We start from the raw sequence: 13,227 nt of genomic DNA, 5'->3' as shown, positions 1-13,227 counted from the left end.
CTCGTGCACACTCAATCCCGCATCTACGTCGCCGGCCACCGCGGCATGGTCGGTTCTGCGATCACCCGCCGGCTCCTCGACGAGGGTTACAGCAACATACTCACTCGCTCCCACAAGGAACTTGCGCTGGACGACGCGGCAGCGGTGGAGGAGTTCTTCTCTTCGGAGAGGCCGGAGTACGTCGTACTCGCCGCCGCGAAAGTGGGCGGCATCATCGCCAACGCCACCCAAGGGGCCGACTTCATTCGGGACAACCTCAAGATTCAGACGAATGTCATCGACGCCGCCCACCGCTATGGCGTCGATAAGTTCATGTTCTTGGGCTCGAGCTGCATCTATCCCAAGCATGCTAAGCAACCGATAGTGGAAGAAGCCCTTCTCACCGGTCCGTTGGAGGAGACCAACCGGCCGTACGCGGTCGCGAAAATCGCCGGCATAACGATGTGCGAAGCGTATGCCAAACAGTACGGTTTCAATGCGTTCGCGGCGATGCCCCCGAACGTGTACGGAATCGGTGACAACTTCCATCCGGAACATTCTCATGTGGTCGCAGGTTTGATGCGCCGATTCCACGAGGCGAAGCTGTCCGGCCAGCCGACAGTCGTGGTATGGGGAACCGGTTCACCGCTGCGGGAGTTGATCGACGCCGACGACCTCGCTGATGCCTGCGTGTTCTTGCTGCGCCACTATGACGCCGGGGGGGTCATCAATGTGGGCTCCGCACAAGAGATTTCGATCCGCGACCTTGCTCTGCTGATGAAATCGGTCGTCGGATACGACGGTGAGGTGGAGTTCGACTCGACCCGACCGGACGGTACTCCTCGCAAGCTCATGGACAGTAGCAAACTACGGGCACTTGGTTGGCGGCCCACGGTCACGATCGAGGCGGGGCTGAAGAAGATGTACGGGTGGTTCCTCGAGTCGCTGGCCGACGAGTGCGCGGAAGGGACGAACCCGTGAAGAAGAAGATCGAACTGCTGGTTTGGCTTCTGCCGAGCAGTGCGTTGAAGAACAAGCTGCTGAGGATGTTCGGTCACACTATTGCGCCGTCTGCCCGCATCGGTCCCGTGGTGGCGTTGAACGTCGGGTGCGCCGTCATCGGCGAGAGCGCAAATATAGCTGCGCTGAACATGTTTCGGTCTCTTCGGCTACTGAAGATGGGCGAAAGTGCCACGATAGGATCTCTCAACACGATATCTGCGCACCCGGCATATCAAGCGTTGCACCCGGACGTCGGAAGCCTGGTCATGGGTGACGGTGCGATCATCACCAGTCGACACAATGTGGACTGTTCCGGAGTGGTCCGGATCGGCGAGATGTCCGCGATCGCTGGTCAGCGAACGACAATTCTGAGCCACGAGATCGACATACTGCGCAACGTGCAGACGGCAGGGCAGGTCACGATCGGGGAGCGCTCCGTCGTCTTGACCAACTGCGTGGTGCTCAAAGGTGCCATCCTGCCGCGCTACTCGCTGCTGACCGCGAGCTCGACTCTGGCCAGAGCGAGAAAGATCGATCCGGCCCCGGGCATTTACGGGGGCTCTCCTGCCGAATTCATCAGGTCGAATCCCTTGGAAGGCGGCAGCTGGTTCGAGCGTGAGCAGAGCGCCACGACCAAACTCAGAATCGAACTTCCTCGTCGGCGTGCGAACTCGAACGGAAACGGCCGAGCCGTGGTCGTCGGCGCGGCATCACCTCACACCGAGAAGGGCCTGGACGGCGGCGAGCGCCGGCTTGGCGCTGAAATCTGAGCGGAGAAGACCATAGTTGTATTCCACGTTGCGGCTACCTGTTTCGACGTCGCGGAAGTCGAACAGGAATATCGGCCCGCCGTTGGGCAGAGACCGCATGTACTTGATGCCGTCTGTCAAGATCTCGGCCTGACGCTGTTGCGTTACGCCGACTTGCTGACCGGAAAGGTCCGGAGCGACGGCACCCGGAGCCGCCGTCGACGCACCGAATTCGGTGAACCAAATTTGCTTCCTGCTCTGGCCGTGGCTGGCCAGCAGCTCAGTGACTTCCTTGATCGCGCGATTCGAGTTCGACGAATTCTCCGGCCCCTCGACGCTCAGGAGATCCGGGGAACTGTACGGGTGCATGGCCACCGCATCGAAGAACTCACCCGCGCCATGCTCATACAACCCCCTGATGAAGGTGGCCGGCGCCATCTCCGTCGGATCGTCGACGGCCGGAGATGTCCCGCCGGTGATCACGACAGCCCCCGGATCGACAGACTTGATGGCTGCGTACGAGTCCTCGAGCATCGACGAGTACAAGGCGAGATCGGGAGCCGGTGCGAAGCTGTCGTCGATATTCGGTTCGTTCCAGATTTCCCAGTGGTGAACGACATTCGAATAGCGCTGGGCAACTTGAGCAATGAAATCGCGGAAAGCCGCCGCATCGGCAGGCCTCGGATGGATCAGGGCGCGGTTCTCAGGCGCGACCGCCCAAGACGGTGCGTAGGTCACCAGGCCCAGGATCATCAAGCCTCGGTCAGCCGCATCCATGACAAGCGAATCGGTATCGCGCCAGTCGAAGTGCCCTGGAGACCGTTCGATGTCGCCCCATTGAATGTAGACACGGACCGCCCGGAAGCCGGTGGCTTTGATCAGGTCGTACTGGCGGCTCCGCAACGCGGGGTCGATGCTCGGTTCGTTGAGCGTGACAGCGTTGACTCCGACGATGCTCGGTGGCGCAGCGGGCGCCGAGGGTGGCGGGTTCGCCACAGTTGTACGCGAGGGCGGAGCAGCTTTCTGACATCCGACGAGCGCCATGAGCAGCGCCATGGAGACCATCACGACGAATCGTCGGGAGATGGCGAGACCTTCGCCCCTCACGTGAGTCAACGTTCGCCTTCCGTTGGGGTCATCAGCTCGAGCTTCGGAGCCACAGGTGGTCTTGAAAGAGAGCATGCCCGCAACAGGGTCGGGCCGCAATGGAGTGGGCGATGCGGGATGTTTCGTCGAACGCGCCCACACGTGATATCGGGGTTTCTGCGATGACTGACTTGGTCATTCACCGCGCTGCACTGGCTGGCGACCGCACCGCAGCGCGACCCGTTCCGCGCCTCGGTAGCTCGCCATCGCGCGGCTCGTTCGAGAGCCGGCGCACAACAGCACGACGGGCGCTCACCGTAGTGGTGCTGATCGCGTTGGGTGCGACCTCGGCGATCCAGATCCAAGGGTTCACCCTGACGATGCTCGCCCCGGTCTGTCTTCTCCTGGCGCCGGCATTGCTTCTGACGCGACCGGCGTTTGGGCAGTGGCTTCCACTGGCCCTCGCCATCATCGGGTTTGCCGCCTTTTGCATCTCGGCACAGATCAACCATTTGAGTCTGGTTGATCAACGAGTGCAACAGTGGGGGGCGTTCGCCATCTACTACGCGGGCTTTCTGGTGCTGGCCGGAAGAGACCTGCTCCGCATCTTCTCGATCTTTTGCGGCATCGCCATCGGCACCGTGGTCTACAGCATCCTGCCCGGCACGGCGGCGGCGTCCTCCTACGGATCCTTCAGCGACATCTGGAAATACGGCTGGGGACAGTGGATCGTCATCATCTTGTTGTTCGGTTTGACTGTTGTCAGAGTCGCGCTTCCGCTGCAGGCCGTAGTACTGGTGTTGATCGGGGCCTACAGCCTGGCCGAGGACTACCGGTCACTGGCGACGAATTGCGTTCTTGCCGCTGTCGTCGTGGTGGTGGGCTGGGCTGGTGCCGATCGGATCCCGCGATGGCTGCAGCTCACACTTGTGGCGGGGTCGGCAGCTGCGGTGTTCGCTCTCTTACCGAAACTGGCGACGAGCGGGCTCTTGGGCAGTGCGATTCAGCGCAAGACGGAAAGCCAGTTAGCTCAGGGTGTTCCGCTGATACTTGCTGGACGGACGGAGTCGCCCCTGTCGATCTCGGCGATCATGGACCGCCCCTGGTTCGGTTGGGCCAGCGCGAACAACATCAGCGCGGAGGTGTTCGACCATGCCAAGACTCTCGCCATCACCCTTGGCTTCGACCCGACTGTCCGCTTGGAAAGCACCTGGTATCTGCCGAACGGTGACGTATCGCTTCACTCAGTGTTGCTCGGCGCCTGGGCAGAGGGCGGACTGTTTGCCGCGCTTCTGCCCGTGGGACTGGCCGTCGCGGCGCTGGCGATGATCTGCAACGCGTCCCGATACGGAGGCTGGGCTGCGCTGGTGGTCGTCGTGTCGGTACAGGCGGTTTGGGATCTGTTGTTCTCGCCGTGGTCCTACGGTGCTTTGGCCGCCTTCGCTGTTCTCGCAGTTGCCTTCTCGGCGAGGCACTTGCCCGCCAATGACGAGTGCGGTGTGAAGGGAGATGTTCGTGACTACTGAGGCGGCCGTAAGCGTCGTCATTCCGACCATCGGCAGAGCGAGTCTGCGCGAGGCCGTCGAATCCGCATTGAACCAGGCGGTGGCGCCCGCCGAGGTCATCGTGGTCGTGGACTCGGATTGTGAACCGGACTTGCCGGCTTCCGACGCGATCCGCGTGTTGCGGACATCGGGAGGAGTTGGACCCGGCCGTGCCAGGCAGCTGGGAATCGACTCGGCCAAGGGCGACATCATCGCGCTGCTCGACGATGACGACCGTTGGCGGAAGGACAAACTCGAAAAACAGCTCGCTGCAGCACCGCAGGAGGGACGGTGGATCGTTTCTTGTCGTTACGTGCGGCGCGCTGACGGGCAGAAGCCGTTGACCATTCCCAGCAGGCTGGTCGAGCCACACGAACGAGTCATTCCCTATTTGATGAAACTGCGCTCACTGCGAAGAGCGCGGCCCTCGTTAGCGGTGCCGACGCTGATGTTCCCGAAGACTGTTGCGGAGGCGGTTCCACTGTCGGTGTCGGCCGGCTCGATTCATGACGATCCCATGTGGCTGATGAATGTGCAGCGCGCACTGCCCGACCTTTCGATTGTTCAACTTCCTGATTGCCTCGTCGAGGTCAATGTGACTGCCGGGTCGACGTCGCGGCCGGGGGTGGACCGCAGCAAAGACTACATCGATTGGGGCGTCCGAGAACTCGTCGACGAGTCGAAGAGGGTGCGAGGTGATTACTTCCTGTACAGCCCCGTCATTTCGGCCGTCGAGGCAGGCTCCCTGCGTAGCGTCTTTGGCGCTGTGGCCGCGGGTGTGCGATGGGGAAGGCCCGGAATCTGGGCGTGGATCTACGCGTCGGCGGCCGCGTTGAGGATCGGGCTGCGAAAGGTGAAAGTCTAGTGGGGCACAGGTCTCAGGGAGCAGAGCCAGTGACGTCGACTCCGACCGTCTCGGTGATCACGATCACCTTGAACGACCTCGATGGGCTGAAACGAACCGTGGACAGTGTGCGTGCCCAGCGTTACGCCGGAACCATCGAACACATCGTGATCGACGGCGGATCGGGTGACGACGTCAGCGACTACCTGTCCCGAAATGAGCCCGGCTTCGCTTACTGGCAGTCTGAGCTTGACGCCGGCAGATACGACGCGATGAACCAGGGTATCGCCCATGCATCCGGAGATCTGTTGTGGTTCATGCATTCTGGTGATCGCTTCTCTGATCCGGACGCAGTGGCTCAGGTTGTGCAGACGGTCATGAACCGTGGCCCTGTCGAGGACTCGTGGGGCTATGGCATAGAAAACGAGATCGGGCCGGATGGCACCAGTGTCGGGTTCCAGGCCCCCATGCCTTTCGACATGCGCAAGTTCCTGACGTTACGCGGAACCATCCCCCATCAAGCGTCGTTCTTCGGCGCCTCGCTGGTGAGGAAGTTGGGCGGCTATGACGTTGGTTTCCCGATCGCGGCCGATCAATTGTTCATGCTGCGCGCCGCTTTGGTGCGGGAGCCCATCACGATCGAGCGCGTGGTGGCCGATTTCGACACTACTGGAGCTGGATCGTCGCGTCCGGTCAGCGAGGCCTTCGATGACATGCGCCGGATCTGGGACTCGGTGGGCTGCTACCCGTTCCAGGGACGGCGGATGTCGCTCGCATACCTACGCTGCTGGGAATACGCGGTGCAGACCAAGCTCGCCGCCTCCCGCGCGGCGGCGACTCTGAAAGCGGGACCCGCTGCAGCCGAGGGAGTTTCGATGAAAGAGCCGTTGGCCAAGAAACGTGGCGTGCGACGGTTCGCCCATGGTGGCGTCGACGCGCTCGTTGGTGCGCGTTGGGGGTCGATCAGGAATGTGCGGACCGATCAACCGCTGGTGGCGTTGACCTTCGATGATGGCCCCGACATCGAGTGGACCCCTCGAATACTCGATATACTCGCCGGAAATCAGTCCCGCGGAACGTTTTTCATGCTGGTGGAAAGCGCACGCCGCCTGCCCGAACTGGTGCATCGAGTGGTCGCGGAAGGCCATGAAGTCGGCCTGCACGGGTTCGACCATCAGACGCTGGCCGGCCGCTCCCGCGGATCGACCCGGCGCCTGCTCGAGGCGGCGGCCGCAGAACTGTCGGCGATTTCAGGCGCACCGGTGAAGTACTTTCGCCCACCATTTGGAGCCCAGAGCGTGGGTTCCTTCCTAGGCGAGCGCGATGCCGGCCTGGAAACCGTCATGTGGGACGTCGACAGTTTCGACTGGAGCGGACTGGGAGAGTCGGCGGTGGTGTCGGAGGTGGTCGCTCAGGCTGAGCCGGGGAGCATCATCTTGCTACACGACACCCTTGCCGACCACCCCGAGCGTGTCTTCGACCGCGCCAGCGCAGTGCAGATGATTGTCGACGGCCTGCAGCAGCGTTCATTGCACAGCACCACGATCTCCGGGCTGACGGCATCAGGTGAGGTACGGCGGGCAGCCTTTTTCTCCCTGTCGATGCGTTCGATGAACCCGTTGATGTCATTGTCGAAGGATCGGTAGGCGCGGTCGTGAGAACGTTTGTGTACCGCGATAGCGGCAGCTGGCGCTCGGCGGGGCCGGAGGGGCAATCCCCGCGGGCCCGGTTAGGTGGGGGTGTGCGAACATGACTGCCACCGACGCCGTCGAATACGACGCATCGCTCAAGCCCGTCGAGCGCAGGGCAATTGTGCTCGGGACCGGTTTCCGCGTGGTCGGAACGCCGTTGGTCGCCCTGATAGGACTGACAAATACCGCAATCATCGTCCGTCAGACCGGCGAGGCAGTGTTCGGCGTCGTGTCGCTGATCACGACGCTTTCCTTGCTCATCCCGTTCGCCGACTTGGGAATCGGTGCGGTGGTGACCAGTGCCTGCTCCCGGCCGGGGCGGCTCACCGAAGACCGCGCAGCTGTGGCTACCGTGCAGCGCGGTTTGCGCAGGCTGATTGTTGTTGCAGCCGTGCTGATCTCGGCCAGCCTCGTAGTGATGGCGACAGATTTGTGGCGTCTTCTGATCGGTACTACGACGGGTCCGGCCGACCGCATCGCGATCACTGTCGCGGCGTGCCTGATCGCTTTGGGCATTCCGGCTGGTATCGGTATCCGGATCATCATCGGTTTGAACATGAATCCGCTTGCGGTGGTGCTGACCATGACCAACGCCGTATTCACGTTGCTGATCACTCTGGTGCTGAAAAGCGTTGGTGTAGATGGCATTTGGTATGCGGTATCCGGTGCCGGGGGCGTGCTGGCCGGAAACTGCGTTGCCACTCTGTTGGCGCTACGTATGAGCGGTATCGGGCGGTCAGCATTCGCAAAACCCGGCGTGGAAGAGGCGAAGAGCAGACTGTTACAGGGCTCGCTGTGGATGTTCGTGTTGAGCATCGGTTTGCCGCTAGGCCTTCAATCGCATCGGTTGATCCTCTCGCACGTGTCCACTCCTGGGGAGCTCTCCCGCTACGCTCTGATGGCTCAGATTTTCGCGGTCGTGTGGATGGTCTTCGATTCGGCCGGGATGGCTTTGTGGCCGGTATTCGTCAAACGCCGATCGAATCTTGCTGCCTCCACCCAGTTGTGGCTGAAGGCTGTGGCGGCGTTCGGGGTATTGTCCGCCCTGGCCGGCCTCGGCATCGTGGCGTTGGGGCCGTGGGCTACATCGGTGCTTTCAGACGGCAAAGTGGGCGCGACGCGGGCACTGGCAATTGCGTTCGCCGTGCTGCTGTTCCTTGAATGCATCCACTTACCAGGCGGCATCATGCTGACGATGCCGCGAGAGGCCCGATGGCAATCGATCTGTATCACTGTCATGGGTGTGACAACCGTGCTGCTGGGCATCTGGTGGGGCGCAAAGTGGGGTGGTACCGGCGTCATAGCCGCTGCCGCTGTTGCCATGGTAGCGGCGCAAGTCATCCCGGACTTCGTCTGGATTCCGCGACTGCTCAGGCGTCGAACGCAGGACTGCGTGGGCGAAAGCATCCCTTGACAACCTGACGCTGACAAGGGTTTTCGGGTGAGTGGGGCGCGGACCCTAATGTTTCACTATCGTCGGGCTTCACGCGCCGAAAGAGCGCGGTACCCGGCTGCCCGCATCGCACTCAGCTTCGGCTTGAGCGGGGAATTCTTCAGTCTGGCGATTGTTGCGCGACGGGCGGCGATCCGCGCTGCGCGCAGCTTCCGGCGCAGCGGGTCGGCCGTCACCTCGCCTTGGCAGACGGAAATCGAGCCAGTCATCGCTCGGCGCTTGTAATCCTCCACGCCCGGGCCCAAGTCGATGCGCACCACGCCCATCTGTGGGGCGGCAGCGATCAACTCGCGCAACATGATCCAGCCGGGCGCCAACTCGGCGTGCGCCCGATCGAACACCGGGAACCACCAGTGAACGACGGCACCGTCGCGCAGCCCGAAGTGCGCGGCGAGCAGCGTGTCACCCGCGTACACCGCCGACAGCATGCCGGAGAAACCGTCGACGCTCGTGTTGGCCAAATGGTGCACCAGCTCTCGGCGACGAGGCATCGCGAAGAAGTCGTACGCGCCCGTTGCGGCATACTGACGGCGTTTGATGTCAATCAGCCAGTCCAGAAGAGCTGGGTCCCGCGCATCCCACACTAGGCGCAGGTCGCCATGCTGACGTGCGGCCTTATTGGTCATCCGGCGCACTTGCGACAGCTTGTCCCGGCCCGCCTTGCCAATACGGGTCAGATAGCCGTCGAGACCGCCTGTGGCATCGATGAAGGGCGACTCCTCGCGGCCGTCGACCCATGGCGCGAACTCCAAGCGGTCCTCTGAGATGTGGTCGAACCGCAAGGCGCGCAGCCCAGTCGCGCGTACGAGGTCGAGGGGATCGATCGTTACGCCAGGGGGCGCTATCGGTCCATGGAAATCCGAACCGGGCCAGCCGGCCGGCCGCGCCAGCCCCTTTTTTATCTGCAACGGGAACCAAACCTGGTTGGCGGCGGTCGCCACTTGGACATCGCCGAATATCGCGTGCACCGCGCCGGCAAAGGCTGGATGGAAGTACGGGCTGTCGAGCGCCGGGTTGGCATTGCGAACGCGACCCCACAAAGCCAGCTGTTCCGCATCAAGCGCGTCGAAGTCGATCAGGCTCCACGACACCTCCGTAAACCTACACCGCAAACCCGAAACATTACTGTTTTCAGCGGCAAAGCTGCCGATAGCCCCGGCGCTTTGTCACCACGACTGCACGGCGGTAGGGCGGGACGACGCACCCCACCTTCGGATCTCAACGCGCTTGTCGCTGTCGGCATTGCCGTAGAACTGCTCGGCCGTCACATACGGGGCGGTCAAATCGCTGATTTGAGAGTCGGCAAATGGGCCGTAGACCTTACCCGTCGGGCCCAACACCCAGGCCTTGCCCAAATCCTTGCGGACGTAGACGGCCACGTGCTGCGGTTCCGTTGTGAAAGTCCGTCCATAGGGGACATTTGCGATAACCGTCAGCACATCATGTCGCCAAACACCGTACTCGAAGTGGTCATTCGAGAAGGTGACGTGCGCTGGACTGTCCGGCACGGGAGTGCTGCCCAGGTAACCGGACGGCAGTGGGCTCGCGTACATACACAGCGCGAGTAGGCCGCTGTCGGTGGTGCCGGTGGGGCTGAAATTCCAGTCGGCCTCAATATAGGTGGCACTGTCGTGCAGGCGTGCGGTCGTGTAACCGGCACCGATGCCTGCACGCTTGTAGGTGATAATCGACTTACCATCGAAAATGGTTGGAAGAGCGGCGATATCATCCGGACTGTAGGTGAGAATCGCCGTTTGCCCGGAGTCGAATCTGGACGGGTGTTTGCCGTTTGGCACGGTGCGGTAATCCTGGTGAAGCTCGAGCCGCGGCGTCGTCGCTGCACATTCGCATAGCATGCCGATCAGGATCACTGCGGTTACGATACTCAGCAGTGTCTTCCATAACGTGACCAGAGTTTCTGACGTTTGTGGCGGACCGAATTCGCGGCCGGTGTGGCATCGCCCGCGCAGCAGATCACAAGGACCGCGGTTCCAATAGGCTGGCCGTGATATCGCCATTTGCCTTCTTTCATTGGATCGCAATGCTTCCGGATCAGGACCACCATCGGGAATCCGCTAGCGAGATCTGATTGCCGGCGGTTCCCGGTTCAGATATTGAGCTGTGGTTACAACGATATCCGGCGTTGCGGCGCTGGCCGCCACCTTTCGCCGTCGCCGGAGTTGGTGCCTGACGGCGGCTGAATATCGAGGCGATCTTGATTCTTGTCTTACGCGTACGCGGCGGCGCGTCTCGTGCGGTGGCGGCGGAGTCCATGCGGCCGACCCCGAAGATCGCTTGAGGTTGGCCGCTTCGGTCCTGGCGCAAAAGCATTGTCGCGCAGCAATTTTCGGCACAACAGCGTCCAGTCAATGTGTGTGAATACCGTCGAGCACATTGCGAAGCCTCGGCATCACCGACTGTCCGTCACGGTCCGCCCGGCGCGCGGCACTGATCGGGGTTGTCCCCGCCGACCCGCAAGTTCAGATAGCTGCCGGTCGCACACGCAAGGCCAAGCGTGGCTGAACAGGCTTGCTGGCGATGGTCGCGAAGTGCTGGTTCACCTTTCCGGCACCCCACCAGGCCGGACAGCAAACCAACATTTGATTGCCAGTTCGAATGCGGCAAGTCATAGGCGGAGGCTATGGGCATAGATTGTGACCGTCGTCACAGATGCGACTGCGTGCTGTGTCCGGGCGACGCCAGTAGCGGCGGCGGACTAGTGGCAGCTCCTGTCATAAACCGTATTGTTGCAAATTCAAGCTTTATTTGCCTTGGGGGATAATTTGCCCCGCGCTAGGCACGAGTCAACATGCTTTTCCCCCGATATCCGCGCGCACACATACCTTCCTGATGAGTTCGGGTTGGCAGGATTGCGGATGGTCTGCTTAACTTATGCGCGGTCGTTGCCACGGGGTAACAACCCACCGCCGGCAAATCGCATGCTGCTACCGACCGGGCTGCTCGGTCCCAGGATTTGCGGCAGGCGGTGCAGCTAAATGTCGGGCCTTGAAGTTGATTGCCAATGAGGAGTGCGGTGATACCGGTTCGTGTGGTGCCGTCGCCCTATCGCCGATCGGTTTTGCCCTACTCGGCTCGCCGGCCAGATGGGACTGCCGATGCGTGAGCACTCATGGGCAGCAAGTGACACACCCCGGTGGACCGATGAAGACTTCCTGCGCACCTCGCGAGGACCGTCTGGAGTGCCTATGGGCTAGGACCTGCAGATTCACCGCTCTTGGCGGGGATGGGGACAGCGACCAAACCGACCCCATCCCCTGCCCTCCCAGCAAAGGAAGGCTCTTTCATGCTACAAAAACGCGCTGCAAGTTTCGTCACACTTCCGTTTTCTCAGGATGGCTCGTGCGATCGCCGCGGCGGTAGGCGGGTCGCCTCGTCGCATCTCCATAGGAGGCCATCGAAATGATGGCAGTAGGTGCCGCGGTTGACTGCTCTGCACACATGAGCCGGCCGGCCGGCCGAGTGGCCGGGCTGGAGCGTCACCAGTGACCGCCCTGTCGATCGTGATGCCGGTTTACAACGAGTCGGCGACGATCGTGCGCGCCGTCAATCGCGTGCTGGCAGTCGATTATCCATGCCCGATGGAGCTCATCGTGGTTGACGACGGCAGCACCGACGCAACCGCGGAACTGTTGCGGCCCTTCGGCGATGTGGGGGTGATCACCGTGTGCCACCGGCACAATCTCGGCAAGGGGGCCGCGGTGCGTAGCGGTGTCCAGCGGGCCTCAGGCACACATGTCATCATCCTCGACGCCGATCTCGAATACTCACCGTCAGACATCCCGGCCCTTCTCGGTCCGGTCCTCAGCGGAGTCGCCGACCATGTATTCGGGACCCGGATCTTCGGCATGAACACCAGGTTTCCGTCCTACCGGTTCGCCGTCGGCGGCCGGTTCACCACATTCGTGGCGAACCTGCTGTTCGACTCATGCATCACCGACATGCACACCTGCCTGAAACTGATTCCTACTCAGCACTTCCGAGCGTTGACGTTGTCACAGCGAGGCTTCGGCCTGGACACCGAACTGACGGCGAAGATTCTGCGTGCCGGCGTGCGGCCCTACGAGGTTCCTGTCACCTACAACGGCAGGACCTTCGAGGAAGGCAAAAAGATCACCTGGCGCGACGGCCTGCAATGCCTGTCGATCCTTCTCGCCACCCGACTGCGCAGGGCGGACAAACTGCCTGCAGTGGTGGGTGAGACGGGCGGCGTCGTCGTCTCCCTGGCGGCGACCACGGCTCCGCGGCTCGGGTCGCACGTGGAGACACGCCCGATGAGGGCTGCTAGGTGAACGCTGTATGAGCATGGTCGTCGATGACGGCGTGGAGGTGAATTCGTCGATACCACAACGCCGTTCGCCTAAACCTCGACTTCGCAGCCGATTCGCGTTACGGCGTTATGGGCTGGTGTTGGCGGTACTGGCCGCGTTACTCCTCGCCGGCGGGGTGGCGGTCGGATACTCCAGCGAGGCACGGCATCAGCTGGCGTTGTCGTTCACGAAGCAGCCGACACCGTTTGCGGAGTTGTATTTTTCGCCGAACCCGCTGACGTTGAGTCCCGCGGAACGTCCGGCGGCCGAGGGTGGAGACCTCGAGACTGGGCAGGCCCTGATGAATGTCTCGTTCACGGTCGCCAACCATGACGGCCGGTCGGACAACTTCCCGTATGAGGTGATCGTCTTCGATCCCGCGAGAACGGTGCTGGGGCGCGCTGAGGGAGCGCTGACCGTCGCCAACGGCACAACGCAAACCACCACGGCCGCGGTCGATCTGGTCGAGGCGGAACGGTGGTCGGCTGTCGAAGTGCGTCTGAGCGGACGCGACCTACGCATTCGATTGATGCGGGCGGAATGAGAGGGAC

11 protein-coding genes and 1 pseudogene are annotated in these 13,227 nt (G+C 62.1%); 9 read left to right on the top strand and 3 right to left on the bottom strand.

All coding sequences use genetic code 11. From position 1 onward, the window contains the following. Positions 1–3 precede the first annotated feature (3 nt). Entirely contained in the window at positions 4–960 is a 957-nt protein-coding gene (locus AC5Y4N_RS12805; RefSeq protein WP_499907638.1) for a GDP-L-fucose synthase family protein, read from the top strand. Further along, positions 957–1,751 (top strand): acyltransferase, encoded by a 795-nt coding sequence (locus tag AC5Y4N_RS12800; RefSeq protein WP_499907640.1) that lies wholly within the window; start codon positions 957–959, stop codon positions 1,749–1,751. The genes AC5Y4N_RS12805 and AC5Y4N_RS12800 overlap by 4 nt, the downstream gene beginning before the upstream one ends. Here the strand turns inward: AC5Y4N_RS12800 and AC5Y4N_RS12795 are convergent. After that, positions 1,692–2,786 carry a cellulase family glycosylhydrolase gene (locus tag AC5Y4N_RS12795; RefSeq protein ID WP_499907642.1) on the bottom strand — a complete coding sequence of 365 codons (1,095 nt, stop codon included), beginning with the start codon at positions 2,784–2,786 and terminating at the stop codon, positions 1,692–1,694. The two genes, AC5Y4N_RS12800 and AC5Y4N_RS12795, sit on opposite strands and share 60 nt — an antisense overlap. Before the next feature lie 149 nt (positions 2,787–2,935). Here AC5Y4N_RS12795 and AC5Y4N_RS12790 point away from each other — a divergent pair, with 149 nt between their 5' ends. The 5 genes and pseudogenes from AC5Y4N_RS12790 to AC5Y4N_RS12770 all read left to right on the top strand — a co-directional run bounded on the left by AC5Y4N_RS12790 (position 2,936) and on the right by AC5Y4N_RS12770 (position 8,309). Next, positions 2,936–4,342 carry a hypothetical protein gene (locus AC5Y4N_RS12790; protein WP_499907644.1) on the top strand — a complete coding sequence of 469 codons (1,407 nt, stop codon included), beginning with the start codon at positions 2,936–2,938 and terminating at the stop codon, positions 4,340–4,342. Next, positions 4,332–5,225: a glycosyltransferase gene (locus AC5Y4N_RS12785; RefSeq protein ID WP_499907646.1), complete on the top strand. Its 894-nt coding sequence runs from the start codon at positions 4,332–4,334 to the stop codon at positions 5,223–5,225. The genes AC5Y4N_RS12790 and AC5Y4N_RS12785 overlap by 11 nt, the downstream gene beginning before the upstream one ends. Before the next feature lie 29 nt (positions 5,226–5,254). Next, positions 5,255–6,001 (top strand): annotated as a pseudogene (locus tag AC5Y4N_RS12780) (glycosyltransferase family 2 protein); the annotation flags it as partial. 78 nt (positions 6,002–6,079) lie between these two features. After that, positions 6,080–6,850 (top strand): polysaccharide deacetylase family protein, encoded by a 771-nt coding sequence (locus AC5Y4N_RS12775; RefSeq protein ID WP_499908055.1) that lies wholly within the window; start codon positions 6,080–6,082, stop codon positions 6,848–6,850. A gap of 103 nt (positions 6,851–6,953) precedes the next feature. After that, positions 6,954–8,309 (top strand): lipopolysaccharide biosynthesis protein, encoded by a 1,356-nt coding sequence (locus tag AC5Y4N_RS12770; RefSeq protein ID WP_499907648.1) that lies wholly within the window; start codon positions 6,954–6,956, stop codon positions 8,307–8,309. Between the two features lie 56 nt (positions 8,310–8,365). Here AC5Y4N_RS12770 and AC5Y4N_RS12765 read toward each other — a convergent pair whose 3' ends face one another. Further along, positions 8,366–9,439 (bottom strand): GNAT family N-acetyltransferase, encoded by a 1,074-nt coding sequence (locus AC5Y4N_RS12765; protein WP_499907650.1) that lies wholly within the window; start codon positions 9,437–9,439, stop codon positions 8,366–8,368. A gap of 75 nt (positions 9,440–9,514) precedes the next feature. Next, positions 9,515–10,219 carry a hypothetical protein gene (locus AC5Y4N_RS12760; protein WP_499907652.1) on the bottom strand — a complete coding sequence of 235 codons (705 nt, stop codon included), beginning with the start codon at positions 10,217–10,219 and terminating at the stop codon, positions 9,515–9,517. A gap of 1,632 nt (positions 10,220–11,851) precedes the next feature. Here AC5Y4N_RS12760 and AC5Y4N_RS12755 point away from each other — a divergent pair. Further along, positions 11,852–12,658: a glycosyltransferase family 2 protein gene (locus AC5Y4N_RS12755; RefSeq protein ID WP_499907654.1), complete on the top strand. Its 807-nt coding sequence runs from the start codon at positions 11,852–11,854 to the stop codon at positions 12,656–12,658. A gap of 7 nt (positions 12,659–12,665) precedes the next feature. After that, complete coding sequence (locus AC5Y4N_RS12750) at positions 12,666–13,220, top strand: hypothetical protein (RefSeq protein ID WP_499907656.1); 555 nt, start codon at positions 12,666–12,668, stop codon at positions 13,218–13,220. The last annotated feature ends 7 nt before the right edge of the window (positions 13,221–13,227 follow it).

The sequence above is a fragment of the Mycobacterium sp. NGS19 genome, assembly GCF_059813155.1.
The sequence above is the reverse complement of the archived record's forward strand: the minus strand, read 5'-3'. Positions and strand labels throughout refer to the sequence as shown.